Source organism: Roseovarius sp. D0-M9, from assembly GCF_037083805.1.
Lineage (GTDB): Bacteria > Pseudomonadota > Alphaproteobacteria > Rhodobacterales > Rhodobacteraceae > Roseovarius.
Genome location: NZ_JBAPKZ010000011.1, coordinates 85,614 through 109,947, shown reverse-complemented (window position 1 = coordinate 109,947; position 24,334 = coordinate 85,614). Strand labels below are relative to the sequence as shown.

Here is a 24,334-nt window from a genome sequence, read left to right as displayed (position 1 = left end):
CAATGGGCCCTCCGGCACCAAGGCCTGCATCAGGTCGGAATGCTTGGATGCATGCCCCGCTCTCAGCAGAACTTCCAGACAACAGGTTGCATAATCCCGCGTGTTGCTGCTCGCCTGTCTCCGATAGTGCGCCTGCGGTGAATGGCCGGTCTGGTGAAGCTACAACGCGGCGATTGACGGTGAGACGGAGGTCCGCAACGGGCCGGTCACGTCTGAAAGGACGTCCATAGTTCGAAACTTTGCGCGGTCAGCTTCCTGCGCCTTGCTGAAGCTCGTGCCGGCTCCGTGGTTTACTTGTGGAAAGTTGGTGTGAGACAAAAAAATCTTACGGCTGTCGGACGGGCGGTTCTTTTAAGTGCGAACCGACCGTCCGACAGCCTTGCGAGACGGGCGAGAATGGACGGCCGTGTGACTACCAAACGATACCGAGTACGAAAGGCACCGCAGCGCTTCCCAAGGCGATTTCTGAGAGCGAGATCGCCATGGAGAGCGCTGCCTGTCGAACAGAGCAAAGAGAACAGCTCAATCTGATCAGACGGACAGGTTGGACAAGAATGCACGGCATACCCGAGCAGGCCGCTTGGGCCGCCTCGACATGCAATCGCTATCGCACCAGCCTCCTCCAGATCGGACGTACTCTAAAGGAGCTTTTCGACGAGCGGAACGAGGACATCTTGGACGCAGCGGCCTGGGAAATCGGACTGGCCGAGATCACCGAATTCGTCTCGTTGCGCAAAGATGCCGGTGTATCCTTGGCCACCATCAATCGCGACCTGACTGCGTTCAATCATCTGATGACCCACATAAAGAACAAAGGGTGGATCGAGGTGAACCCTGTTCAGCTCTTCGAGAAGCAGGGTATGCGTGAGAAGCTGCCTCCGATCGTTCTTCCTGCAGAGGAGGCTATCGCACGGCTGGCAGAGCGTGCGCCAGGGACGCTGACCTACTTCCCCGGCTTTCTGAATGAAACCGGCGGGCGGATTACGGAAATGGCGATGACCAAGTGGAGCGACGTATCTGGCATGGAGCGGCCCGTCGAGGGAAATGTGACGCTCACTTTGCAGAATACCAAGGGCGGAAAAGTTCGGACAATCAGGCTTCGCCAGCAGGCCATCGACATCCTGTTGCAGATCCCGCAGTCTAACCGGTCTCCTTATGTCTTTTGGAACAAGACTGAGGACGGCTACTACAGGTCTGCCGCCAACCTGTTTTGGGATTATGCGCAGGAAGTCGACTTCGGCGCCCGGATGCATGACCTGCGGCACAAGTTCGCGATCGAGCGGCTGAAGGATGGCTGGTCGGTCTACCGGGTGCAGCGATACATCGGGCACGGTTCCGTGAAGACCACTGAACGATACTACTTCCGCTACCTCTCTCAGGAGCAGCAGGAGATCGCCAACGCCGATGGTAATGTCGGTCTCTGACGCAGACTCATCCCGGCCGATCATAGCCCCGCCTGAAACGGCGGGGTTTTGTCGTTCTGGGGGCGGTCAATCGGGTGCTCGCGGGCGCCAATTTGGTGGCGACACGGCGTAGTCGGTGCATGCGGTGAGGCAGAAAGACGGCATAGTATGCCGACTTTGTCGTTGCAGGGCTGTTAAGGGCCTCACGGCGTTGGATTGCAAAATACAATGATATCAGTAGTTTAGTGGCGGAGAGACAGGGATTCGAACCCTGGGAGGACTTGCATCCTCAACGGTTTTCGAGACCGCCCCGTTCGACCACTCCGGCACCTCTCCGCGGGGGTCTGGTGGCGGCGTCCTAGAATGGATTTCGAGGGCTCGCAAGGGGGCATGATGGATTTCGGCGCAAAATCCTGTGCCGCGGAGGGATTTTCTGTTCCGGCAGTGGCTTGGCGGAGGCCGGGCGGGGGCGGAAACCGGCGGCTCGTGGCCACGCAAAACCGGTGGGAAAGGCGGCAAAACCTGCTTGACACAAAGCGCCCGGCACCTGATAAGCCCCCATCCCGGCAGAGGCGAGCTCTGACACCGGGATATAATGTATGACGCCAATGAGGCGCGCTGTCCAAGGTGGCCATGAGGCCGCGAACACCCGACAAGGGGACCGGCGGACGCGGAAAAGTGAAGGAAAGACAGATGTTTGCGGTTCTCAAAACCGGGGGCAAGCAGTACCGGGTCAAGTCCGGCGATATGCTGCGTGTCGAGAAGCTGGCCGCTGCGGCTGGCGAAAAAGTACAATTCAACGAGATTCTCATGCTGGGCGGCGACAGCCCGGTCGTGGGCGCGCCCATGATCGAAGGGGCCTGCGTTCAGGCCGAGGTCATCGATCAGGTCAAGGGTGACAAGGTCATTCACTTCGTCAAGCGCCGCCGTAAGCACGGCTCGCAGCGGACGCGGGGCCACCGCCAGCAGTTGACGCTTCTGCGCGTGACAGACATCTTGGACAAGGGCGCCGATAAGTCCGGCATCAAGGCCGCGATCGGCGCCGGCTCGGTTTCGGGTTCGGCTGTCGTCTCGGACGGGCAATATGCCCAGAACAAGACGCAGCAGGCCGAGATGAAGAAGCGCGTGGCCGAAGGTCAGGCGGACGAGAAGTCGGACGAGAAGTCGGCCGAGAAGAAAGCTGCGCCCAAGAAGGCAGCGGCCAAGGGCGGCGATGATCTCAAGCAGCTTTCGGGCGTTGGTCCCGCGCTGGAGAAGAAGCTGCATGAAGCCGGTGTGACCAGCTTTGCACAGATCGCTGCATGGACCGATGCCGACGTGGCAGAGATGGACGAGAAACTGTCGTTCAAGGGCCGGATCGAGCGTGAGGGCTGGATCGACCAGGCCAAAGAACTGACCAAAGGTTAAGGAGAGACCAAATGGCACATAAAAAAGCAGGCGGTTCATCCCGTAACGGCCGCGACAGCGCGGGCCGTCGCCTCGGCGTCAAGAAATACGGTGGCGAAAGCGTCATCCCCGGCAACATCATCATGCGCCAGCGCGGCACCAAGATGTGGCCAGGAACGGGCGTTGGCCTTGGCAAGGATCATACGATCTTCGCCACGGTCGAAGGCCATGTGAAGTTCCACACCGGCCTCAAGGGACGCAAGTTCATTTCGGTGACCCCCCTTCAGGACGCCGCTGAGTAATCGATGCATCCTTCGGGGTTCGTCATGGAAAGGATCGGCGGATACCGCCGGTCCTTTTTGACTTTCATAATTCTTTGCGGTCCGTCCGCCTGACAGGTTCGCCCGCTCTGCCATAGCGGCTCGTGCCAATCCGCCCTGACGCGCGCCGCGACAGGTCGATGCCGATCTATCCCTTCCTCTGAAAAGGGGCACTTCATGACTTTCGAACAGCCGACCCTTTCGTATCAAGACGCACAAGCCAGCATTCCGGCCGGGGCGTATGACCTGCGCCCCGTGCGGCCCTCGGATGCCGGTCTGATCGCGCTCTATACAGGCGATCTGCGCGTTGCGCAGGCGACCTCGTCGATCCCCCATCCGCTGCCGCCCGGCACGACCGAGGCGTTCATCGCGCGGTGCATGGCCGAAGACCGGACCGAGGACGCCTGGGCCATCGACGGCACTCGTGCCGGTATGGGCGAGGTTCTGGGCGTCATCAGCCTGACGCGTCTCGATATCGGCCAGTCCGAAATCGGATATTGGGTCGCGCCGGTCTTTTGGAATTTGGGTGTTGCCTCGGCCGCGGTCACAGCCTTGATTGGGGCAAACCCGCAAGGGTGCCGGACCATCTTTGCCACCGTCCAGCAGGATAATCCGGCCTCGGCGCGCGTGCTGACCAACAGCGGCTTTGCCTATCTGGGCGATGCCGAAACCTACTGCCTGGCGCGCGGCTTTGCCGTGCCCACCTGGACCTATAGCCGAAAACTCGATTGAGGCGGACGCGGCCTTTGCCTATGCAAGGGCAGCCGCGCCCGCCCGTATTGCCCGCCCGCCCGTATTGCAGGAGCCATTCCATGAAATTTCTGGATCTCGCCAAGGTCTACATCCGTTCCGGCGGCGGCGGTGGCGGCTGCGTCAGCTTTCGCCGCGAGAAATATATCGAGTTCGGCGGGCCTGACGGTGGCGACGGTGGCGATGGCGGCTCGGTCTATGCCGAGGCGGTCGATGGGCTGAACACGCTGATCGACTTTCGCTATCAGCAGCATTTCTTCGCCCGCTCCGGACAGCCCGGCATGGGGCGCCAGCGCACCGGCAAGGACGGCGACGACATCGTGCTGCGCGTGCCGGTCGGCACCGAGATCCTCGACGAGGATCAGGAGACGGTGATCGCCGACATGACCGAGCTGGGACAGCGCGTCGAGTTGGCGCGCGGCGGCAATGGCGGCTTTGGCAACCTGCATTTCAAATCCTCGACCAACCAGGCGCCGCGCCGCGCCAATCCCGGTCAGGAAGGTGTCGAGCGGACCATCTGGCTGCGGCTGAAACTGATCGCGGACGTCGGCCTTCTGGGCATGCCCAATGCAGGCAAATCCACCTTTCTGGCCGCGACCTCCAATGCGCGGCCCAAGATCGCGGATTACCCCTTTACCACGCTGCATCCCAACCTGGGCGTGGTCGGTGTCGACAACGTGGAATTCGTCGTGGCCGATATTCCGGGTCTGATCGACGGCGCAAGTGAGGGCAGGGGGCTGGGCGATCTGTTCCTTGGCCATGTCGAGCGTTGCGCGATCCTCTTGCACCTTGTCGACGGCACGTCTCAGACCGTGGCAGAGGATTACCAGACCATCATCACCGAGATCGAGGCCTATGATGGCCCTCTGGCGTCCAAGCCGCGGCTGACCGTCCTGAACAAGATCGACGCGCTAGATGCGGACGCGCTGGCCGAGGCGAAGGCGGCGCTGGAGGAGGCATCAGGTGGCCCCGTCATGACGATGTCCGGCGTTTCCGGCGATGGCGTGACGGATGTCCTGCGCGCTTTGCGCAGCGAGATCGACGATGACCGCCTGCGTCATCGCAAGGCCGGCGAAGACGAGCCCGAGCCGTGGCGGCCCTGAGCGAGGCGCGCCGCGTTGTCGTCAAGATCGGCTCGGCTCTTCTGGTCGAGCGCGGCACGGGCGCTTTGCGCGCGGGCTGGCTCGAAGGTTTGTGCGATGATGTCGCACGGCTGCGGGCGCGGGGCACGGATGTGGTGCTGGTCTCCTCCGGCTCCATCGCGCTGGGGCGGGGCACGCTGAATCTTCCCGCCGGGGCGCTGACGCTGGAGCAAAGCCAGGCTGCCGCCTCGGTGGGTCAGATCCGGCTGGCGGGCGCCTATGAGGCTGCGCTGGCGGCACGCGGGCTGACCGCAGCGCAAGTGCTGCTGACGCTCGAGGATAGCGCGGATCGGCGGCGATACCTCAACACCCGCGCAACGCTGGAGCAGTTGCTGCGCCTCGGCGCGGTGCCCATCGTCAATGAGAATGACACCGTCGCCACTGACGAGATCCGCTATGGCGACAACGACAGGCTGGCCGCGCAGGTGGCAGTGACGGCGGGCGCGGATCAACTGATCCTGCTCAGCGATGTGGACGGCTTCTATTCAGGCAACCCTGCGCTGGACGCGGGCGCGCACCGCTATGACACGATCGATGCGATCACCCCCGAGATCGAGGCGATGGCAGGCGATCCCGTCTCGGGCCTCAGCAAGGGGGGGATGAAGACCAAGCTGATGGCCGCCCGCGCGGCGATGGCCGCAGGCTGTGACATGGCGATCACCCAAGGCGATGTGCTGCGCCCACTCGCCGCGCTGGAGGCGGGGGCGAATGCTACATGGTTCACGGCCCAAGGCACGCCTCAGCAGCGCCGCAAGGCGTGGATCGGCGCAATGAAGGCCAAGGGCCGCCTCACCGTCGATGCGGGCGCCGCGCGCGCCATTGAAAGAGGCAGCAGCCTTTTGCCCGCCGGGGTCACGGGCGTCTTGGGCAGTTTTCAGCGTGGTGATGCCATTGAAATCATGAGCGAGTCTGGCGCCATCCTTGGCCTCGGCCTCACGCGGTATGACGCATCGGATGCCGCTCGCATCAAGGGCCTGCGCTCGGATGCCATCGAGGCTGTTCTGGGCTATCCTGCGCGGGCTGCGCTGATTCACCGTGACGACATGGCATTCTGACGCCGCTGCGAAACCGGCCCTCACTCTATCCGCCAAGGAGCGACACTCATGGCAGACACCGTCGATATTCCCGCCCTTATGGCCCGCATCGGCGCCTGCGCCCGGGCCGCGGCGACCGAATTGGCCGTGACTGACGCAGACCGCAAGGACATGGCGCTGCGCAGTGCCGCCGATGCCGTCTGGGCGCGCCACGCGGCGATCATAGAATCGAACGCCAAGGATGTGGCAGCGGCCCGCGACAAGGGGCTGAGCGATGCGATGATCGACCGCTTGCTGCTGGATGAGGGCCGCATCCGCGCCATTGCCGGCAGTCTGCGCGCCATCGCGGATCAGACCGATCCCGTGGGCGAGGTGCTGGCCGAATGGAGCCAGCCCAGTGGCATCCACATCCGGCGCGTGCGCACACCGCTGGGCGTTGTCGGTGTCATTTACGAGAGCCGCCCCAATGTGACGGCGGATGCGGGCGCGCTTTGTCTCAAGGCCGGAAATGCCTGCATCTTGCGCGGCGGCTCCGAGAGCTATCATAGCAGCCGCGCCATCCACGCCTGTCTCAAACAAGGATTGCGCGAGGCGGGCTTGCCCGAGGAGGCGATCCAGCTGGTACCCACGCGCGACCGCGCCGCCGTGCAAGAGATGCTGACCATGACCGGCAGCATCGACGTGATCGTGCCGCGCGGCGGCAAGGAACTGGTCGGCCTCGTTCAGCGCGAGGCGCGCGTGCCGGTGTTCGCCCATCTGGAGGGGATCGTGCATATCTATGTCGATGCCTCTGCCGACGCGGAAAAGGCGATGCGCGTCGTGCTCAATTCCAAGACCCGGCGCACGGGCATCTGCGGCGCGGCCGAGTGCCTCTTGATCCACCGCGATCTGGTGGGCGGACTGGGCAGCGATCTGGTGCGAGCCCTGATCGAGGCAGGTGTCGAGGTGCGCGCCGATCCGGCGTTGAGCGCGATCGAGGGCACGGTCCCTGCGACCGACGCCGACTGGGGGCATGAATATCTGGACAGCGTTATAGCCGCGCGCGTCGTGGGTGATCTGGGTCTTGCCATCGGCCATATCGAAGAGCACGGCTCGCATCACACCGACTGCATCATTACCGAGGATCCGGCTGCGGTGCAGGCGTTCTTTTCACAGGTCGACAGCGCCATCCTGATGCACAACAGCTCAACGCAGTTCGCGGACGGCGGCGAATTCGGCATGGGCGCCGAAATCGGTATCGCCACCGGCAAGCTGCATGCGCGCGGGCCTGTCGGCGCGGCGCAGCTCACAAGCTTCAAATATCTCGTCAGCAGCGACGGGGTGGTGCGCCCCTAGAAGCTGAGGGAGACACTGCCGTTCATCTGCACGTCGGCGCGCCGGTTCATCTCGCTCAGCAGGCTGGGAAGAAGGGCGAATTGCACCTGTGCGGCCGGCAGATCGTCCAGATCTTTGGCATGGCAGGCCTCAGGCGCGGTCAGCCATTTCCAATGCTCGGGCTTTGGGTCCACGCGCGCGCTTCGGGCGGTCACACGCAGGCCCTCGGCGTCTCCTTCGATGCGGATCTCGCCGCCAAAGGGAATCGCCTGCTCGGCGCACAAGATACCAAGGAAGGCCGCCTGCGCCATGTTGCGCGGCAAGGCGCCTGTCACCCTCCAGTCGCAGCGCGTCTTGGCCGTATAGACGCCAGCGAGAATGCCGGAGATTTCGCGCTCAGGCATGCTCTGCCCGTCAGACGAAAGACCGAAAGCCACCCGAAAAAAGCACAATCGCGCATTGGCATTGGCCGCGCTATCGGCGACGAGGGCCATCTCGGGTCCGTCCGGCGCCCCAGCGAGGCCCAGAAGCTCGAGCCCGTTGGAAATGGCACCAACGGGGCTGATGAGGTCGTGGCAGATACGCGAGCCTATCAGCGCGCCGAGATTGCGGTTAGGCTGGGTCATGAGGATCCTTTCGAGCGAGGCACGCAGGTGAATGGTTTTGCGGAGTATCTGGAGCCCGGCATGCGAGTGGAGGCACCCAGCCAGCCCGATTGGGGCGTCGGGCAGGTGCAATCAAACGTGGGGGGCAAGGTCACTGTGAATTTCCCTGATGCCGGAAAGGTGGTGGTCGATACCAGCCGCGTGATGCTGCTGCCTGTCTTTGATCCACGATGATGGTTACGAAATGATTAACCACTCTAGGGATCTGCGCAACCCTGAGGTGTAGTCGCGTCTGCTGTGCAGGTGCGGCGGCTTTTGTTGCCATTGCGCTGCGCGAGCCGTAGAACAGGATACCGAAAATGCCCACGCAACCCCGCCGAGGATCCATGCCGTCAGCCGTGACCAGATCCGGGTCTGTATCCGGGTCACTCTCTGGGGTCAGACCCTGCAAAGACCCCGACTTCCACGTCCGCCTCGCGGTCGGTCCGGATGATGTGCGCGCAGCACAGCGGTTGCGCTATCGCATCTTTGTCGAGGAACTGGGCGGCGGCGGACCGATGGTCGATCACGAGGCTGCCCTTGAAGTGGATCAGTTCGACGCGTGGTTCGATCATCTGCTGCTATTCGATCGCGCGCTGCCGGGGGAAGAGGCCGATCAGGTGATCGGTGTCTATCGCCTGCTGCGCGCCGATCAGGCGGCACGGGCCGGGCAATTCTATTCCGAGGGTGAATATGACCTGAGCGCGCTGCGCAGCAGCGGTCGCCCATTGCTGGAGCTTGGGCGCTCCTGCGTCGACGTGCGCTACCGAGGCGGCCAAGCGCTCTTGCATCTTTGGCAGGGGCTGGCGGCCTATGTCGCCGATCACGGCATCGAGGTTCTCTTTGGTGTGGCCAGCTTTCACGGGACCGATCCGGGCGCGTTGGCGGCGCCCCTGTCGCTTTTGCATCATCGGTATCTTGCGCCGCCAGAGTTGCGCGCGCGCTCGCTGGTGCATCAGCCGATGAACCTGATCGCGCCTGACGCGCTCGACCGGCGCGCGGCGATGCTACAGGTGCCGCCGCTGATCAAGGCGTATCTGCGCCTTGGCGGCTATGTCGGCGATGGGGCCTATATCGACCATGAGTTCAACACGGTAGATGTCTGCTTGATGATGGATACGGCCCGGCTTAGCGTGGGGCACCGCGCGCTTTATGGCGGGGGCCGCGGGTGAACGTTCCGAACTGGCCGCGCCCCGACATGATCCCTGTGCCGCGGCGGAGCTGGGCAGGGCGCCTTAGTGGCGCGCTGCGCATGATCGCATTGATCTGCACCCTTGCCGTGCTCTTGCCCTTGCAACTGCTGCTGCGCGGGGTTGAGCGGGTGTTTTACGGCCAGGCACGTCCCTTTTCACCCTACGTCGTACAAGCCTTCTTTCGCATCTGCCTTTTCGTTCTGGGCATCCGAACCGAAATGCACGGAAAGCCCATGACACTGCCGGGCGCGGTGGTGGGCAATCACGCCTCCTGGCTGGATATTTTCGTGCTGAACGCGCGCCACCGGGTGTTTTTCATCTCGAAGTCCGAGGTCGCCGGGTGGCCGGTGATCGGCTTTTTGGCGCGCGCGGCGGGCACGCTCTTCATCCGGCGCGCCGCGCGCGAGGCGCAGGCCCAGACCGCCGCACTGGGGGCGCGGCTGAGCGCGGGACACCCGCTGTTGTTTTTCCCCGAAGGCACATCGACCGACGGGCTGCGCGTTCTTGCGTTCAAGGCGACGCTCTTTGAGGCGTTCTTTGCGCCCGGCCTGCGTGAAGCGGCGCATATCCAGCCGGTGACTGTCGTTTACGATGCCCCCAAGGGGGCGGATCCGGCGTTTTACGGCTGGTTCGGAGATATGGATTTCGCACCGCATTTTGCCGCCGTGCTGACGGCCCGCCGAGGGGGTGTCGCCCGGCTGACCTATCATGCGCCGCTGAAAGTGGCCGATTTCGCCAACCGCAAGGCACTGGCGCAGGAGGCCGAGAGGATCGTGCGCACGGGCATGCCGGCAGAGCGGCGCGGATAGGCCTGATCAGCCCATTGCGCGGATGAGCGCGCCAAGCGCGGCGGCGGGATCCTCTGAGCCCCAGATTTCGTCACCGATCCCGACGAAATCGGTCAAGGCCGCCAATTGGCCGATGCGCGTGGCATCGAGCGCCCCTTCGGCAACGACCGGGATCTCGATCATCTCGGACCACCACTGAAACAGATCATCCTCGGCTTGCGCGCCGTCACCGAGAGGGCTGGCGCCCGCCGGGCCAAAGGCGATGTAATCGGCGCCAGCCTCGCCTGCGCTGATCCCCTCGTGCCGGGTCTGGGCACAATAGGCGCCGACGATGGCATCGGTCCCCAGCGCCTTACGCGCCTTGCGCACCGAACGGGCGCCATCCGTCAGGTGGACACCATCAAGGCCAAGCCGCTCGGCCAGCCCGATGTGGCTTTGCAGGACGACGGCGACATCGCGTGCATGCGCAACCTCGCGGCACGCATCGGCGGCGCGCGCGATGCGGTCCTCGTCATGGGTGGCGAGCGCGAGGCGCAGGCAGGCGACCTCATGCGCGTCAAGCACCGCGGCCAGCTGGTCCGGGAACTGGCTCAGCTCGAATTCGGGCGGTGTGATCAGGTAGATCTGCGGCTGCTCTTGGTCGCTCATGGCGCGCTCCTTCGGTCTGTCTTGGCCGCACCCTATAGCGCAGCTGATCGGGCAGCGCCACAGGGCTGGGAAGGCAGGCGCGCTCCGCGCGGGAGTATTTCAACCAAGATGAAGCCGCAGCCCTTTTCAAGCGGGGGGGAGCGCGGTATCAGGCGCCAGTTGAGAGGTTCTTGCCATGCCCACGGACACACCCCAGCCCGCCTTTGTGCTGGTGCGCCCGCAGATGGGCGAGAATATCGGCGCGGCGGCGCGCGCGATGTGGAATTTTGGGCTCGATCGGATGCGCGTCGTCGCGCCGCGCGATGGCTGGCCCAATCCTGCGGCCCGCGCGATGGCAAGCGGGGCGGGGCGCCTGCTGGACGAGGCGCAACTGGTGGAGAATCTGCCGGCCGCGCTTGAGGATTGCCACTATGTCTATGCGACGACCGCCCGGGGGCGCGAGCTGACCAAGCCGGTGCTGAGCCCGGAGGGGGCAATGCAGGATGCCGCGCGCCGCATTGCCTCGGGCCAGAAGGTGGCCGTGATGTTCGGCCCCGAGCGGTCGGGCCTTGAAAACGAGGACGTGGTACGCGCGAATGCGATCATTTCCGTGCCGGTGAACCCAGACTTCCCCAGCCTGAACCTTGCGCAATGCGTCTTGCTGACCGCCTATGAGTGGCGCCGCGCCGCCGCGGCCGTGCCCGAGGCGCGCGTTCACATGCATAACACTGAATGGGCCAGCCAGACCGAAATCGAAGCCTTGGCCGCCCACTATGAGGACCGGATGGAGGAGGCTGGCTTTTTCTATCCCGATCACAAGTCTGGCAGCATGCGGCAGACGCTGCGCAACTTCTGGAGCCGGATGCCCCTCACACAGGCCGACACGCGGCTTTTGCATGGCATCATGCGGCAGATGGTCCGCTGGAAGCATCGCGGGGACGGCGGCGCTTGAAGGGGCAGGGGGCGGGCACTAATCTGCACCGCGAAGAATACTTGAGGAGCGCCGGAAATGGCTGAAAAACGCAGCATTTTTCAGGATGTCGATACGGATGGTGGAACGGGTGCTCGGGCCAGCGGGGAACCAGATTCAAAGCCGCGTGGCGGTATGATCGACGAGGGACGGCGCGGCGCGCGGCGGGGCATCCGCCTTTGGCTGATGGCGCTCTTTGCGCTGGTCGTCGTGATGATCGCTGTCGGCGGCCTGACCCGGCTGACAGATAGTGGCCTTTCGATAACCGAGTGGCGCCCGCTCACGGGCGCGATCCCGCCCCTGAACACTGCTGACTGGCAGGCAGAGTTCGACCTCTACAAGCAGATCCCGGAATTTCAGCTGCAAAACAACTGGATGAGCCTTGAAGACTTCAAGGTGATCTACTGGTGGGAATGGGGACATCGCCAGCTTGGCCGCGTGATTGGTCTTGTCTGGGCTGTCGGGTTCTTCGGCTTCCTGGCGGCGCGGCAGATCCCGGTGGGCTGGACGCGGCGCCTGTTGCTCTTGGGCGCGCTTGGCGGCGCGCAGGGCGCTGTGGGCTGGTGGATGGTGCATTCCGGCCTCGGCGATGGACGGTTGGACGTGGCCTCTTACCGGCTGGCGACGCATCTGGGCCTCGCCTTCGTCATCCTTGGCCTGATCACATGGTATGCGCTGCTGTTATCGCGCCCCGAGCGCGAGATCATGCAGGCCCGGCGCGCGCGTGAGGGCAAGCTCTTTGCCCTTGGCACAGGATGGATGCATTTCACTGTTCTTCAAATACTCATTGGCGCGCTGGTGGCCGGTATCGATGCGGGACGTACCTATACCGAATGGCCACTGATGGGCGGCGGCCTTTGGCCCCAGCAAATGATGCAGTTCGAGCCATGGTGGCGGAATTTCTTTGAAAATCCGGGAACGGTGCAATTCATGCACCGCATGACGGGCTATGCGCTCCTGGCCTTTTCGGTGATGGCGCTCATCCGCGGTCGGCGCAGCGCGCATGTCGCGACGCAGCGTGCCTTCACGCTGGCCTTTGTTGCCGTCGTTGCGCAGATTGCCTTGGGCATCGTGACGGTGGTTCTGGCAGCCCCGTGGGAAGTCGCGATCCTGCACCAGTTCCTGGCGGTCATCCTCTGGGTACTCATCATTCGGGCGCGTTTCCATGCGGGCTATCCGCAGGCACAATCTGTAAGAGGATCTAAACATGGGCGCGTTTGAAGAGCTGATGACGTATCAGCGCCAGACCGAGGCATTGGCGCAGGTGGCCGGACGGCTCAGCTGGGACCGAGAGACGATGATGCCGCGCGGCGCTGCCGCGCAGCGCTCGGAAGAGGCGGGGGCCCTGAGCGAGGTGCTGCATGCGCGGCGCATTGATCCGCGGGTTGGCGACTGGCTCGAGGCGGCAAGTGGCGAGGCGCTGGATCAGGCCGGCGAGGCGCAGCTCCGCCATATCCGCCGCAGCTACGAGCGTACGCAGCGTGTGCCCTCGGAACTGGCATCGGCTTTGGCCCGGCTGACAGCGCTCAGTCAGGGCCGTTGGGCCGAGGCGCGCGCGGCAGACGATTTTGCGGCCTTCGCGCCGGTCCTGGCCGAAGTGGTCGCCTTGCGCCTCGAGGAGGGGGCCGCGCTGGCCGATGGCGGCGATGTCTATGATGCGATGCTGGACGACTACGAGCCGGGGGCAAAGGCCGCCGACCTCGATGCGATGTTCGGCGCGCTGCGCCCCGGCCTGATCGCCCTGCGGGAGTCTGCCTTGGGCGGGGCCGCTGCGCCAAAGGTGTCAGGGGCATTCGATGTTCAGACGCAGATGCGTCTTGCGCGGCAGTTGGCGCGTGTGTGCGGCTATGACATGGCGCGGGGGCGCATCGACAAGGCGGTGCATCCTTTCTCCAGCGGGTCAGGGGATGATGTGCGGATCACGACGCGCACCAGTGACGATGATCCCTTCAACTGCATCTATTCGACCATGCATGAGGCCGGACATGCGATCTACGAGCAGTCCATTGATCCGGCCTATGCGCTGACGCCCCTTGGCGCCGGGGTCTCGATGGGCGTCCATGAAAGTCAGAGCCGCATCGTCGAGAACCAGCTGGGGCGCAGCCGCGCCTTTACCGGCTGGCTCTATGGGCAGATGACGGACGCTTTCGGGGATTTCGGCATTGACGGCGAGGACGCGTTTTACGCGGCGGTCAACAGCCTGCACCGCGGATACATCCGCACCGAGGCCGATGAGGTGCAATACAACCTCCATATCCTGATGCGCTTTGATCTGGAGCGAGCGCTGGTGTCAGGCGATCTGGCGCCCGGCGATCTGGAAGAGGCATGGAACGCGCGCTTCTTGCGGGATTTCGGCTATGAGGTGCCGCGCGCGTCGCAGGGCTGTTTGCAGGATGTGCATTGGTCGGTCGGCCTCTTTGGTTACTTCCCGACCTACAGCCTCGGCAATGTCTATGCGGGCTGTCTGGCCGAAGCATTGCATAAGGCCGTGCCGGATCTCGATAGCCAGTTGGCGCAGGGCGACATGAGCAGCGCGATGGGCTGGCTGCGCGAGAATGTGCAGCAGCACGGCGGGCTTTATACTCCGCGCGAATTGATCACGCGTGCCTGCGGGTTCGAACCGTCCGAGGCGCCGCTGATGCGCTATCTCGAGCAGAAATTCGGCGCGCTTTATCCTGCGGGGTGAAGCGCGTCAGCCGCCCTTGCGATAGGCCGCCTCGGCGCGGGTAGCCTCCTTGCGCGCGGCCTCCACGTCGGGTGCACCGCTGTTGAGTACATGCCCTGCATCTGCGGAGAGGGACGAAAGGGTCGCGCCCGTGGCGCGTGCGCGCGCCATCATGTCATAGACCACGTCGAAATCATCGCCTTGCAGTTCATACATGCTCAGCAGCGATCCAGTCGCGTCGAGATATTCAGCGCGGCGCGGCGATGTGCTATCGGGTGCCTCGCCCGCTTGGGGCACGGTATCGAGGGAGACGTAGCCGCGCTCGGCCAGCGCGCGGGCCGTCTCGCCACAACTCTCCAGCCGGGCCATGGCGTCGTCGGTCGCGCTGGCGGCTGTGATCAGGGCCGAAAATTCAGCGGCACATCTGTCAGAATGATCGCGCGCCGCATCGAGCACCTCCGCAATGGGCGCGATCACGGCGCTGCGTTGCGCCGGGGTGTCGCCGGCTGCGCCGCCCAGATGGCGCCAGACGGCAATGCCCGAAACGGCAAGGATCGCGGCGCTGGTCAGCCCCGCGATCAGGATCGTGCCACGACCGGGCCGGCTCATTCGGCGCCGGGCGCGGCCCCGTCCGCCGCGATGTCCGGCGCTCCGTCTTCATCCTCGGGTTGTTCTGCGATCCAGGCCACGCTGACGACGATCTCATTCTTTCCGGTGTTGAAGACCTTGACCCCGCCTGCGCTGCGCGAGCGGAAGGAAATGCCCTGCACCGGCACTCGGATCGACTGGCCCTTGGAGGTGGCCAGCATGATCTGATCCTCCAGTGTCACCGGAAAGGATGCGACGAGCGCACCGCCGCGCATTGCCTTGTCCATCGCCGCCACGCCCATGCCGCCGCGCCCGCGCACGGGGTAGTCGTGGCTCGAGCTGAGCTTGCCCGCGCCCTGCGCCGTAATGGTCAGAAGCAGTGTTTCGGCCGCCGCCATTTCTGCATAACGCTCCTGGCTGATGTCGGCGTTTGCATCACCCTCGTCATCGGCGGCCTCCAGTTCCTCATCGGTCAGACCAGCCATCGCACGGCGCATCTTGAGATAGGCGGCACGCTCGTCCGAGGAGGCATCGAAATGCGGAATGATGGACATGGAGACGACAGAGTCGTCGCCCGTCAGACGGATGCCCCGCACGCCCAGCGACGCACGGCTGTTGAAGACGCGCACATCAGTGGCCGGAAAGCGTATGGCGCGGCCCGATGAGGTCACCAGCATCACATCGTCATCATTGGAGGCGATGCGCGCGTTGATCAGCGTGATCCCGGCGTTCTCCTCCTCGAAGCGCATGGCAATCTTGCCGTTCGAACGGACGTTGGTGAAATCCGACAGCTTGTTGCGGCGCACGGTGCCTGCTGAGGTGGCAAAGACCACCTGCAAATCGTCCCATTCCGCCTCTTCCCGGTCGACCGGCATGATGGCGGCGATGGAGACGCCGGTGGGGATCGGCAGGATATTGACGATCGCCTTGCCTTTGGATGTGCGGCCCCCTTGCGGCAGACGCCATGTCTTGAGTTTGTAGACCATGCCATCGGTCGTGAAGAAGAGCAGCTGCGTATGGGTATTGGCGACGAAGAGGGTGGTGACCACATCCTCGTCCTTGGTCGCCATGCCGCCCACGCCCTTGCCGCCACGCTTCTGGCTGCGGAAGTCGGCCAACGCGGTGCGCTTGATATAGCCGCCGGAGGTGACGGTGACGACCATGTCCTCACGCTCGATCAGGTCCTCGTCGTCCATGTCACCGGACCAGTCGACGATCTGGGTGCGACGGGGCACGGCAAAAAGGTTACGCACCTCGGTCAGCTCATCGGCGATGATCTGCATGATCCGCTCGCGGCTGGCGAGAATGGCGAGGTATTCCTTGATCTTGCCGGCCAGCTCCTGAAGCTCGTCCGTGACTTCCTTAACGCCAAGCTGGGTCAGGCGCTGAAGGCGCAGTTCCAGAATGGCACGGGCCTGCGCCTCGCTGAGGTTGTAGGTGCCGTCGTCATTGGCCGTATGGGTCGGGTCGTCGATCAGCGCGATATATTCAAGGATATCGCCCGCAGGCCAGCGACGCTCCATCAGCTTGGCGCGCGCATCGGCGGCATCGGCAGAGGCGCGGATGGTGGCCACCACCTCGTCCACATTGCTGACTGCAACGGCCAGACCGCAAAGGATGTGACTGCGCTCGCGCGCCTTGCGCAACTCATAGGCGGTGCGGCGCGCGACGACATCCTCGCGGAAGTCGATGAAGGAGGTCAGGAAGCGGCGCAGCGTCAACTGCTCGGGCCTCCCGCCATTGAGGGCCAGCATGTTGCAGCCGAAATACGTCTGCATGGGCGTAAAGCGGAACAGCTGGTTCAGCACGACTTCGGCGGTCGCGTCACGCTTCAGCTCGACCACCACGCGCACGCCGTTGCGGTCGCTTTCGTCCTGCACATGCGCGATGCCCTCGATCCGCTTTTCGCGGGCGGCCTCGGCGATGCGCTCGATCATGGTGGCCTTGTTCACCTGGTAAGGGATCTCGTCGATGATGATCGCCCAGCGATCCTTGCGGATTTCCTCGGTGCGGGTCTTGGCGCGCACGATGACGCTGCCGCGCCCCTCCAGATACGCCTTCCGCGCGCCCGAGCGGCCCAGCATGATGCCCCCGGTCGGAAAGTCGGGTCCGGGCACATATTCGATCAGGTCCTCGCTGGACAGGTCCGGCTCCTCGATCAGGGCAAGCGTGGCGTCAATCACCTCACCCAGGTTATGCGGGGGGATGTTGGTCGCCATACCGACGGCAATACCGCCCGCACCATTGACCAGCATGTTGGGAAAGCGCGCGGGCAGAACTGTGGGCTCGCGGTCCTTGCCATCGTAATTGTCCTGGAAATTGACGGTATCCTTGTCGATATCGGCGAGGATATAGGCCGCAGGCTTGTCCATGCGCACCTCGGTATAGCGCATTGCGGCCGCGTTATCTCCGTCCATCGAGCCGAAGTTGCCCTGACCATCGAGCAGCGGCAGCGACATCGAGAAGTCCTGCGCCATCCGCACCAGCGCGTCGTAGATCGCGCTATCGCCGTGCGGGTGGTATTTACCCATCACGTCGCCGACCGCGCGCGCCGATTTGCGATAGGGTTTGTCGTGTGTGTTGCCGCCCTCGAACATCGCATAGAGGATCCGGCGATGCACAGGCTTCAGCCCGTCGCGCAAATCGGGGATCGCGCGGCTGACGATAACCGACATGGCATAGTCCAGATAGGACGTCTTCATCTCGTCCGTGATCGAGACGCGCGGGCCATCGTATGGCGGACGCTCGGGACGGTTTTCTTCCATGTCTTCGGGGGGTTGCGGCGTATCGGTCAAGTCGGAGCCCATCCTGTCGCGTCAAACTAAATGCTGTCGCAAAAGGTATATCACCGCGCCGTTACAGGGTGCAATGGCGCATGGTCACGGCATTTGGCAGCCATGCGGCGGGCCTGCTAACAACTTGTTTTTGTTGAAAAGTAATTTTCCTGAGGCATGATGATTCCAGCAAGGCGTTTCGCCGAAGAGCCTGATCGCGGATTTCGGCGGAGCGCAGTGCAAACGACGAACGATGCGCGCGCCAAGCCATTCCTGATGTTTCAAGTCGAAGGCGCGGCGCTCCAGCCAAGCAAGGAGCATGGAAAATGCCGATGACCGAGACGGAAATGATGCTGAAAGGGTATGGGCTTACCACCGCAGAATTCTTTTACGGGTTTCCCGATTATGTCCACGTTTTGAACAGTTACGTCTGGCAGGATTACGATATCGCCCCCGATCATCCGCGTCTGTTTCAGTTCGTCGAATTCTGGCAGCGCGAGATTGACGGCCCGCTGCATTCGGTGCGTTTCACCCACCGCAAGATGATCTCGCCGGGTGAATGGCGCAACGTTACGGGTGAATTCACCCTGCATTGATGCGGTGCGCGCCGGGGGAGGTCTGCGCCCCCGGCGCGCGGCATTCATGGAATGATGCGCGTGTATTTCATGCCTTCCAGCGAGGCGCCCGCCATCAGGCCCGCCTGACCAAAGACCACGGCGATCACCGGCGAGATCGATGTGGTCGTCTCGGCCCGCAGGTTCTCGGCGGTGTCCTTGAAGACGTATTCGATATCCGCGCCTGCGGCCCAGCCCGAAGAGCGCCGGAAGCTGGCAAGCGCCGCGCCGGTCATGAAGAACAGCACATGGGCAAACTGCTGCGCGCCGATCTGTAGGCCGACACTGCCCTTGGTGGCCGAATAGTAATCGACGGTCTGACCGTCGATCTGCAATGCCCCGCGCCCATAGCCACCGCCAAATCCGAGGCTGGCCTCGGTGATGAGCGGCATAACCAGCATGCCGGCCGCTTTTTCGGAGAGCGTCTGCGTGCCGGGGTAGCTGTCGTAGAGATAGCGCACGGTGGTATCAACGCGCGCATCGATTTCCTGAGGCCCGCGGCTGCCGATGCCGTTGCCACAGGCAGCTGTCATAAGCCCGGCGCTGCCGAGCGCGCCCAGGGTGAAGCCGCGTCTGGTGAGAATGCTCATGGATTTATGCCTGTCCGTTGCCTGAATGTCGCCGGCCTTTTGATGGCCGATCTGGCAAAACTATAGGCGGAGCGCCGCGCATTGTCACGCGCGCGCGCGCAAGATGGGCAAATTATCGCGCGGGGCAAGGCGCCGCCTAGCGCAGCAGGCGCGCCATGGTGGGCGCGAAGTATGTCAAGATGCCATCGCAACCGGACCGTTTGAAGGCCATCAGACTCTCGGTCATGGCGCGCTCCCCGTCGATCCAGCCGTTCTGCGCTGCGGCTGCGATCATCGCGTATTCGCCGCTGACCTGATAGGCGTAGGTCGGCGCGCCGAAGGTGTCCTTGGCCCGGCGACAGATATCCAGATAGGGCATGCCCGGCTTGACCATGATGGCATCGGCGCCCTCGGTCAGATCGCGGGCAATCATGCGCATCGCCTCGTCCGCATTGGCAGGATCGATCTGGTAGGTCCGCTTGTCGCCCTTGAGCGCGCCCGACGCGCCCACCGCATCGCGGAACGGCCCGTAAAAGGCGCTGGCGAATTTCGCGGCATAGCTCAGCAGGATCACGTCGCTATGTCCCGCCGCCTCAAGCGCGCTGCGGATCGCGCCGATGCGCCCGTCCATCATGTCCGAGGGGCCGATGATATCGACGCCTGCCTCGGCCTGCGCAAGCGCCTGTTTCACCAGTGCCTCGACCGTCTCGTCGTTGACGATGATTCCGCCGCGCACGAAGCCGTCGTGCCCGCTGTCGGAATAGGGGTCGAGCGCGACATCGGTCATCACGGCGATCTCGGGGACCTCCGCCTTGATGGCGCGTGTGGCGCGGTTGCTCAGATTGTCGGGGTTCCATGCCTCGGCGCAGTCTTCGGTGCGCTTCTCGGGGCCTGTATAGGGAAAAAGGCAGATCGCTGGGATGCCGAGATCCGCAGCCTCGCGCGCGGCCAGCACGACGCGGTCGACGCTGAGACGATTGACCCCGGGCATCGAGGCGACCGGCTCTTCGACGTTCTCGCCATCGCGGACGAAGATCGGCCAGATCAGGTCACCCACCGACAGCGAATTTTCGGCGCTCAGCGCGCGCAGGCCGGGCGTGCGGCGCATACGGCGCGCGCGGGCGGCGGGAAACGGGGCTTGGATGGGCTGCATGGGCATGACCTGGCTCGGAATATGTTGCGTGGTAGGTTGCACGTATGACGCGCCATCTCAAGACCTCAAGACCTCAAGACCTCAAGACCTCAAGACGGCAGGTCGGGGTCGGGCATACCGCCTCAAAGCCGCCGCGCTGCCCCCGTGGGGGCGCTTTGACGCGGTAGAAAACGGGCGCTTCCGGTTTGTGGCCAAACCCATTAAGAGGGGCCGAACTTGGCAAGACGGAGCAGGCGTGGACTGGTATTCAACCGTTTTCGAATTGATCGACATGCGCAGTTTCAGCAACCTTTGGTTCTGGATCGCGCTGGCGGTCTTGTGGTCATCTGCCAGCCATTATCTGCTGGGCGTGCCGTGGGACATGATCACGCGGGCGCGCAAGGGCCATCCGCAGGCGATCGACGACATGAATCATCTGGCCTCGATCAACAGCCGCCGTATCCTCTACATCGTGCGCGAGTCGGGCCTGCTGTCGACGGGGCTGATCTTCTTCCTGCTGACGGGTGCGCTGCTCCTAGGCTGGGTCTATGGACGTGAATTTGCGCAGGCGGTCTTCCTGATGCTGATGCCCATGTCGCTGGTCTGGATCCTTTCAGTGCGCACTGCCACTCAGATCGACGCGCAGGGGCTGACCGGCGATGCGCTGATCTCCAAGTTCAATCGTCACCGGTTGCTGGTTCAGGTGATCGGTATGATCTCGATCTTTTGCACCGCCATCTGGGGCATGTATCAGAACATGACATCGTCGATCCTTGGCTGATGGCATGAGGGGCGCGGCGCGCGAGGCCGGGGCAGGTGCCCCGCACTACAGGCAGCAATGATGATATGACCATTCAAATTCAATCCAAAACGATCACCGTCGCAGGCGCGCCTGAAGGCTTTGATGCGCGTCTCGTGCTGGACGAGGTTCAGCGCGCCTCCGGCCCGGTGATCCACATTGCCCGCGACGACAAGCGGATGGCGGCCATGTCCTCCTCGCTGGCGTTCTTCGCACCCGGTATGCCAGTCGTTCAGTTTCCGGCGTGGGATTGTCTGCCCTTCGATCGCGTGTCGCCCAATCCCGACATCTCGGCCGCGCGCATGGCGACGCTGGCGGGGCTGGCGCACGGGATGCCGTCGCAATTTATCCTGCTCACCACGCTGAGCGCGGCAATGCAGCGCATCCCGGCGCGCAAGGTGCTGGCGGGGTCGGCATTTACTGCAAAGGTCGGCCAGCGCATCGACGAGGCAGCGCTGCGCGCCTTTCTGGTGCGCATGGGATTCAGCCAGACCCCGACCGTGACCGAGCCGGGCGATTACGCCGTGCGGGGCGGCATCATCGACATCTACCCCCCGCGCAGCTCGAACACCGGCAGCACCGAGGATGGCGGCCCCGTGCGCCTCGATCTCTTTGGCGATGTTCTGGATGGCGCGCGTCATTTCGATCCGGTCACCCAGCGCACCACGGAAAAGCTGGAGATGATCGAGCTGGCGCCCGTCTCGGAAGTGATCCTCGACGAGGCGGCGGTCATGCGCTTTCGCCAGAATTACCGGATCGAATTTGGCTCGGCGGGCACGGACGATCCGCTTTACGAGGCGATCAGCGCCGGGCGCAAGGCACAGGGAGCCGAGCATTGGCTGCCCTTCTTTCACGAGACGCTGGAAACGGTGTTCGACTATCTGCCGGACGCGCCTGTCCTCATGGATGATGGCATCACGCCGGCGCGGGCCGCGCGCTGGGACAGCATCGTCGACCAATACGAGGCGCGCCGCCACGCCATGACCGCAAAGGGGCGCGGCGACAGCGTCTACAAGCCGGTGCAGCCGGGCCTTCTATACCTAGACGATGCAGCATGGGATGAGGCGATCGCGCCGCACCGCGCCGTGCAACTGCGGGCGCTGCCGCAGGCCACGGGCGCGGGCGTGACGGATGCAGGCGGGCGCATCGGACGAAATTTTGCTCCCGAACGCCAACAGGAGAAAATAAGCCTTTTCGGTGCCTTGAAGGATCATATTGACGCGAGGATGACCAAAGGCCCCGTCCTGCTGGCCAGCTACTCCGAGGGCGCGCGCGAGCGGATGGAGGGCCTGTTGGAAGATGAGGGGCTGATTGGCCCCGTCACCGTCACTTCGGCCGAGCGGATTGGAAAAACGGGACTTCATCTGGCCGTCTGGGGCCTTGATGCAGGCTTCGAGGGGCCTGTGGGCACATCCCACCTAACGGTCATCGCCGAGCAGGACATTCTTGGCGACCGCCTGATCCGCGCCCCCAAACGCCGCCGCCGCGCCGAGAATTTTCTGAGCGAGGCCAACAGCCTGACCCCCGGCGATCTGATCGTCCATGTCGATTTCGGCATCGGTCGGTATCTGGGCCTCGAGGTCGTCAGCGCGCTTGGCGCGGCGCATGAATGTATCGTGCTGGAATATGCCGAGGCGTCCAAGCTCTACCTGCCGGTCGAGAATGTCGAACTGCTCAGCCGCTATGGCCACGAAGAGGGGCTGCTGGACAAGCTGGGCGGCGGGGCGTGGCAGGCCAAGAAGGCCAAGCTCAAGGAACGCATCCGCGAGATGGCGGACCGCCTGATCCGCATCGCGGCCGAGCGTGCGCTGCGCAAGGCCCCCGTGCTCGAGCCCGAGCACCACGCGTGGGAGGAATTCTCGGCCCGCTTCCCATACGAGGAAACGGACGATCAGCTGCGCGCGATCGAGGACGTTATGGTCGATCTTCAGGCGGGCACCCCGATGGACCGCCTCATCTGCGGCGATGTCGGCTTTGGCAAAACCGAGGTGGCCATGCGTGCCGCCTTTGCCGCCGCGATGTCGGGCATGCAGGTGGCCGTGATCGCGCCGACGACCCTGCTTGCCCGCCAGCACTACCAGAGCTTTGCCGAGCGCTTCCGCGGCTTTCCCATCAACGTGCGCCCCCTGTCGCGATTTGTCAGCGCCAAGGATGCGGCAGCGACGAGGGACGGGCTGGGCAAGGGGCAGGTCGACATCGTCGTCGGCACCCATGCGCTTTTGGCCAAAGGCGTGCGCTTTCAGAATCTGGGCCTGCTCATCATCGACGAAGAGCAGCGCTTCGGCGTCGCGCACAAGGAACGTCTCAAGGCGCTGCGCAGCGACGTGCATGTATTGACCCTCACGGCCACGCCGATCCCGCGCACGCTGCAGCTCAGCCTTTCGGGTGTGCGCGACCTCAGTATCATCGGTACGCCTCCGGTGGATCGGCTGTCGATTCGCACCTACGTCAGCGAGTTTGACACCGTCACCATCCGCGAGGCCCTCTTGCGCGAGCATTATCGCGGTGGTCAAAGCTTCTTCGTCGTGCCGCGTATCTCGGATGTCTCGGAAATCGAGGCATTTCTGGACAATGAGGTGCCAGAGGTCAGCTATGTCGTCGCCCATGGCCAGATGGCGGCGGGCGAGCTCGATACGCGCATGAACGCCTTCTACGACGGAAAGTATGACGTGCTGCTCGCGACGACCATCGTCGAATCGGGCCTCGATATTCCGACGGCCAACACGATGATCATTCACCGGGCCGATATGTTCGGCCTCAGCCAACTCTACCAGATCCGCGGCCGGGTCGGGCGCTCCAAGACGCGGGCCTACGCCTACCTCACGACCAAGCCGCGCCTGAAACTGACCCCCGCTGCAGAAAAGCGTCTGCGCGTTCTGGGCAGTCTCGACACGCTCGGCGCAGGCTTCACACTGGCCTCGCAGGATCTCGATATCCGCGGCGCCGGCAACCTTCTGGGCGAAGAGCAATCGGGCCAGATGCGCGATGTCGGCTATGAACTCTACCAATCCATGCTGGAAGAAGCGGTGGCCAAGATCAAGGCGGGCGATACCGATGGCGTGCTTTCCGATGACGGCCAATGGGCGCCGCAGATCAATCTGGGCGTGCCGGTTCTCATCCCCGAGACGTATGTCCCCGATCTCGACGTGCGTCTTGGTCTCTATCGCCGCCTCAGCAGCCTCGACACCAAGGTCGAGCTGGAAGGTTTCGCCGCCGAGTTGATCGACCGCTTCGGGCCGCTCCCCAAAGAGGTCAACACGCTCATCCTCGTCGTGCGCATCAAGGGCATGTGTCGCAAGGCTGGCATTGCCAAGCTGGACGGCGGCCCCAAGGGGGCGACGATCCAGTTCCACAACGACAAATTCGTCTCACCCGAAGGGCTGGTCGAATTCATCAAGGATCAGAACGGGTTGGCCAAGATCAAGGATAACAAGATCATCGTGCGCCGCGATTGGGCCAAGGACAGCGACAAGATCAAGGGCGCTTTCGCCATCGCCCGCGACCTCGCGCAAAAGGCCGTGAACAAAACCGTGAACAAAACCAAGGCCGCCAAATAGAAAATAGGCCGGATCAGACCGGCCCTGCCTCACTTTCCATCGGCAGTGTTTCTTCTTGCCTCAAG

23 protein-coding genes and 1 tRNA gene are annotated in these 24,334 nt (G+C 63.7%); 16 read left to right on the top strand and 8 right to left on the bottom strand.

Annotated features, from left to right (window positions below; all coding sequences use genetic code 11):
- Positions 1-554 precede the first annotated feature (554 nt).
- Positions 555-1,424, top strand: a complete 870-nt coding sequence (locus V8352_RS09590; protein WP_336424061.1) for a tyrosine-type recombinase/integrase — start codon at positions 555-557, stop codon at positions 1,422-1,424.
- A 225-nt stretch (positions 1,425-1,649) separates the two neighbouring features.
- Here V8352_RS09590 and V8352_RS09585 read toward each other — a convergent pair.
- Positions 1,650-1,739: transfer RNA gene (locus tag V8352_RS09585), tRNA-Ser, on the bottom strand.
- Between the two features lie 357 nt (positions 1,740-2,096).
- Between V8352_RS09585 and V8352_RS09580 the strand changes: the two genes are divergently transcribed.
- The 6 genes from V8352_RS09580 (at position 2,097) to V8352_RS09555 (ending at position 7,370) form a co-directional block, all read left to right on the top strand.
- Entirely contained in the window at positions 2,097-2,810 is a 714-nt protein-coding gene (locus tag V8352_RS09580; RefSeq protein WP_336424060.1) for a 50S ribosomal protein L21, read from the top strand.
- An 11-nt stretch (positions 2,811-2,821) separates the two neighbouring features.
- A complete protein-coding gene (rpmA, locus tag V8352_RS09575; RefSeq protein ID WP_336424059.1) occupies positions 2,822-3,091 on the top strand; it encodes a 50S ribosomal protein L27 in 270 nt (89 codons plus the stop codon).
- A gap of 195 nt (positions 3,092-3,286) precedes the next feature.
- Positions 3,287-3,841, top strand: coding sequence for a GNAT family N-acetyltransferase (locus V8352_RS09570; RefSeq protein ID WP_336424058.1), 555 nt, complete (start codon positions 3,287-3,289; stop codon positions 3,839-3,841).
- Between the two features lie 80 nt (positions 3,842-3,921).
- The gene (obgE, locus tag V8352_RS09565; protein ID WP_336424057.1) at positions 3,922-4,962 is read left to right on the top strand and encodes a GTPase ObgE; all 1,041 of its coding nucleotides are present in this window, start codon (positions 3,922-3,924) and stop codon (positions 4,960-4,962) included.
- Complete coding sequence (gene proB / locus V8352_RS09560) at positions 4,950-6,056, top strand: glutamate 5-kinase (protein ID WP_336424056.1); 1,107 nt, start codon at positions 4,950-4,952, stop codon at positions 6,054-6,056. Before obgE ends, proB begins: the two co-directional genes overlap by 13 nt.
- A 48-nt stretch (positions 6,057-6,104) precedes the next feature.
- Positions 6,105-7,370, top strand: a complete 1,266-nt coding sequence (locus V8352_RS09555) for a glutamate-5-semialdehyde dehydrogenase (RefSeq protein WP_336424055.1) — start codon at positions 6,105-6,107, stop codon at positions 7,368-7,370.
- Here V8352_RS09555 and V8352_RS09550 read toward each other — a convergent pair.
- On the bottom strand, positions 7,367-7,975 hold the full coding sequence (locus V8352_RS09550; protein WP_336424054.1) for a histidine phosphotransferase family protein: 609 nt from the start codon (positions 7,973-7,975) through the stop codon (positions 7,367-7,369). The two genes, V8352_RS09555 and V8352_RS09550, sit on opposite strands and share 4 nt — an antisense overlap.
- A 60-nt stretch (positions 7,976-8,035) precedes the next feature.
- Between V8352_RS09550 and V8352_RS09545 the strand changes: the two genes are divergently transcribed.
- The 3 genes from V8352_RS09545 to V8352_RS09535 all read left to right on the top strand — a co-directional run bounded on the left by V8352_RS09545 (position 8,036) and on the right by V8352_RS09535 (position 9,995).
- Positions 8,036-8,188 (top strand): DUF3553 domain-containing protein, encoded by a 153-nt coding sequence (locus V8352_RS09545; protein WP_336424071.1) that lies wholly within the window; start codon positions 8,036-8,038, stop codon positions 8,186-8,188.
- Positions 8,189-8,313: 125 nt separating this feature from the next.
- A complete protein-coding gene (locus V8352_RS09540; protein WP_336424053.1) occupies positions 8,314-9,165 on the top strand; it encodes a GNAT family N-acetyltransferase in 852 nt (283 codons plus the stop codon).
- Between the two features lie 26 nt (positions 9,166-9,191).
- Positions 9,192-9,995 (top strand): lysophospholipid acyltransferase family protein, encoded by an 804-nt coding sequence (locus V8352_RS09535; RefSeq protein ID WP_442971006.1) that lies wholly within the window; start codon positions 9,192-9,194, stop codon positions 9,993-9,995.
- Positions 9,996-10,001: 6 nt separating this feature from the next.
- Here V8352_RS09535 and V8352_RS09530 read toward each other — a convergent pair whose 3' ends face one another.
- A complete protein-coding gene (locus V8352_RS09530; protein WP_336424051.1) occupies positions 10,002-10,622 on the bottom strand; it encodes a thiamine phosphate synthase in 621 nt (206 codons plus the stop codon).
- A gap of 175 nt (positions 10,623-10,797) precedes the next feature.
- On the opposite strand from V8352_RS09530, the gene V8352_RS09525 reads away from it, so the two are divergent.
- From V8352_RS09525 to V8352_RS09515, 3 genes are read left to right on the top strand one after another with little or no spacing between them, the layout of a single operon-like run.
- Entirely contained in the window at positions 10,798-11,553 is a 756-nt protein-coding gene (locus V8352_RS09525; protein ID WP_336424050.1) for an RNA methyltransferase, read from the top strand.
- 57 nt (positions 11,554-11,610) lie between these two features.
- Positions 11,611-12,792 (top strand): heme A synthase, encoded by a 1,182-nt coding sequence (gene ctaA / locus V8352_RS09520; RefSeq protein ID WP_336424049.1) that lies wholly within the window; start codon positions 11,611-11,613, stop codon positions 12,790-12,792.
- On the top strand, positions 12,779-14,257 hold the full coding sequence (locus tag V8352_RS09515; RefSeq protein ID WP_336424048.1) for a carboxypeptidase M32: 1,479 nt from the start codon (positions 12,779-12,781) through the stop codon (positions 14,255-14,257). The genes ctaA and V8352_RS09515 overlap by 14 nt, the downstream gene beginning before the upstream one ends.
- 6 nt (positions 14,258-14,263) lie before the next feature.
- Here the strand turns inward: V8352_RS09515 and V8352_RS09510 are convergent, their stop codons facing one another.
- The 3 genes from V8352_RS09510 to V8352_RS09500 form a co-directional block, all read right to left on the bottom strand.
- Entirely contained in the window at positions 14,264-14,845 is a 582-nt protein-coding gene (locus V8352_RS09510; protein WP_336424047.1) for a hypothetical protein, read from the bottom strand.
- On the bottom strand, positions 14,842-17,589 hold the full coding sequence (gene gyrA / locus V8352_RS09505) for a DNA gyrase subunit A (RefSeq protein WP_336424070.1): 2,748 nt from the start codon (positions 17,587-17,589) through the stop codon (positions 14,842-14,844). The genes V8352_RS09510 and gyrA overlap by 4 nt, the downstream gene beginning before the upstream one ends.
- Positions 17,590-17,703: 114 nt before the next feature.
- Positions 17,704-17,919, bottom strand: coding sequence for a hypothetical protein (locus V8352_RS09500; protein WP_336424046.1), 216 nt, complete (start codon positions 17,917-17,919; stop codon positions 17,704-17,706).
- Positions 17,920-17,924: 5 nt separating this feature from the next.
- Between V8352_RS09500 and V8352_RS09495 the strand changes: the two genes are divergently transcribed.
- Entirely contained in the window at positions 17,925-18,194 is a 270-nt protein-coding gene (locus V8352_RS09495; protein WP_336424045.1) for an usg protein, read from the top strand.
- Between the two features lie 44 nt (positions 18,195-18,238).
- On the opposite strand, the gene V8352_RS09490 is transcribed toward V8352_RS09495, so the two are convergent.
- Entirely contained in the window at positions 18,239-18,802 is a 564-nt protein-coding gene (locus V8352_RS09490; RefSeq protein WP_336424044.1) for a YSC84-related protein, read from the bottom strand.
- 136 nt (positions 18,803-18,938) lie between these two features.
- Positions 18,939-19,934, bottom strand: a complete 996-nt coding sequence (gene hemB / locus V8352_RS09485) for a porphobilinogen synthase (RefSeq protein ID WP_336424043.1) — start codon at positions 19,932-19,934, stop codon at positions 18,939-18,941.
- A gap of 235 nt (positions 19,935-20,169) precedes the next feature.
- Here hemB and V8352_RS09480 point away from each other — a divergent pair, with 235 nt between their 5' ends.
- Entirely contained in the window at positions 20,170-20,694 is a 525-nt protein-coding gene (locus V8352_RS09480; RefSeq protein ID WP_336424042.1) for a component of SufBCD complex, read from the top strand.
- Positions 20,695-20,759: 65 nt separating this feature from the next.
- Positions 20,760-24,269, top strand: coding sequence for a transcription-repair coupling factor (gene mfd / locus V8352_RS09475; protein WP_336424041.1), 3,510 nt, complete (start codon positions 20,760-20,762; stop codon positions 24,267-24,269).
- Positions 24,270-24,334 lie beyond the last annotated feature (65 nt).

Excerpts from the sequence above, each read along its gene's own strand:
- V8352_RS09500 (WP_336424046.1), bottom strand. The coding sequence starts at position 17,919 with ATGCTCCTTGCTTGGCTGGAGCGCCGCGCCTTCGACTTGAAACATCAG.
- V8352_RS09555 (WP_336424055.1), top strand. The coding sequence starts at position 6,105 with ATGGCAGACACCGTCGATATTCCCGCCCTTATGGCCCGCATCGGCGCC.
- V8352_RS09590 (WP_336424061.1), top strand. The coding sequence starts at position 555 with ATGCACGGCATACCCGAGCAGGCCGCTTGGGCCGCCTCGACATGCAAT.
- obgE (WP_336424057.1), top strand. The coding sequence starts at position 3,922 with ATGAAATTTCTGGATCTCGCCAAGGTCTACATCCGTTCCGGCGGCGGC.
- V8352_RS09515 (WP_336424048.1), top strand. The coding sequence starts at position 12,779 with ATGGGCGCGTTTGAAGAGCTGATGACGTATCAGCGCCAGACCGAGGCA.
- V8352_RS09580 (WP_336424060.1), top strand. The coding sequence starts at position 2,097 with ATGTTTGCGGTTCTCAAAACCGGGGGCAAGCAGTACCGGGTCAAGTCC.
- rpmA (WP_336424059.1), top strand. The coding sequence starts at position 2,822 with ATGGCACATAAAAAAGCAGGCGGTTCATCCCGTAACGGCCGCGACAGC.
- V8352_RS09525 (WP_336424050.1), top strand. The coding sequence starts at position 10,798 with ATGCCCACGGACACACCCCAGCCCGCCTTTGTGCTGGTGCGCCCGCAG.
- V8352_RS09545 (WP_336424071.1), top strand. The coding sequence starts at position 8,036 with ATGCGAGTGGAGGCACCCAGCCAGCCCGATTGGGGCGTCGGGCAGGTG.
- V8352_RS09530 (WP_336424051.1), bottom strand. The coding sequence starts at position 10,622 with ATGAGCGACCAAGAGCAGCCGCAGATCTACCTGATCACACCGCCCGAA.
- V8352_RS09495 (WP_336424045.1), top strand. The coding sequence starts at position 17,925 with ATGCCGATGACCGAGACGGAAATGATGCTGAAAGGGTATGGGCTTACC.
- ctaA (WP_336424049.1), top strand. The coding sequence starts at position 11,611 with ATGGCTGAAAAACGCAGCATTTTTCAGGATGTCGATACGGATGGTGGA.
- gyrA (WP_336424070.1), bottom strand. The coding sequence starts at position 17,589 with ATGGAAGAAAACCGTCCCGAGCGTCCGCCATACGATGGCCCGCGCGTC.
- hemB (WP_336424043.1), bottom strand. The coding sequence starts at position 19,934 with ATGCAGCCCATCCAAGCCCCGTTTCCCGCCGCCCGCGCGCGCCGTATG.
- V8352_RS09540 (WP_336424053.1), top strand. The coding sequence starts at position 8,314 with ATGCCCACGCAACCCCGCCGAGGATCCATGCCGTCAGCCGTGACCAGA.
- V8352_RS09510 (WP_336424047.1), bottom strand. The coding sequence starts at position 14,845 with ATGAGCCGGCCCGGTCGTGGCACGATCCTGATCGCGGGGCTGACCAGC.
- V8352_RS09535 (WP_442971006.1), top strand. The coding sequence starts at position 9,192 with ATGATCCCTGTGCCGCGGCGGAGCTGGGCAGGGCGCCTTAGTGGCGCG.
- V8352_RS09550 (WP_336424054.1), bottom strand. The coding sequence starts at position 7,975 with ATGACCCAGCCTAACCGCAATCTCGGCGCGCTGATAGGCTCGCGTATC.
- mfd (WP_336424041.1), top strand. The coding sequence starts at position 20,760 with ATGACCATTCAAATTCAATCCAAAACGATCACCGTCGCAGGCGCGCCT.
- V8352_RS09570 (WP_336424058.1), top strand. The coding sequence starts at position 3,287 with ATGACTTTCGAACAGCCGACCCTTTCGTATCAAGACGCACAAGCCAGC.
- V8352_RS09490 (WP_336424044.1), bottom strand. The coding sequence starts at position 18,802 with ATGAGCATTCTCACCAGACGCGGCTTCACCCTGGGCGCGCTCGGCAGC.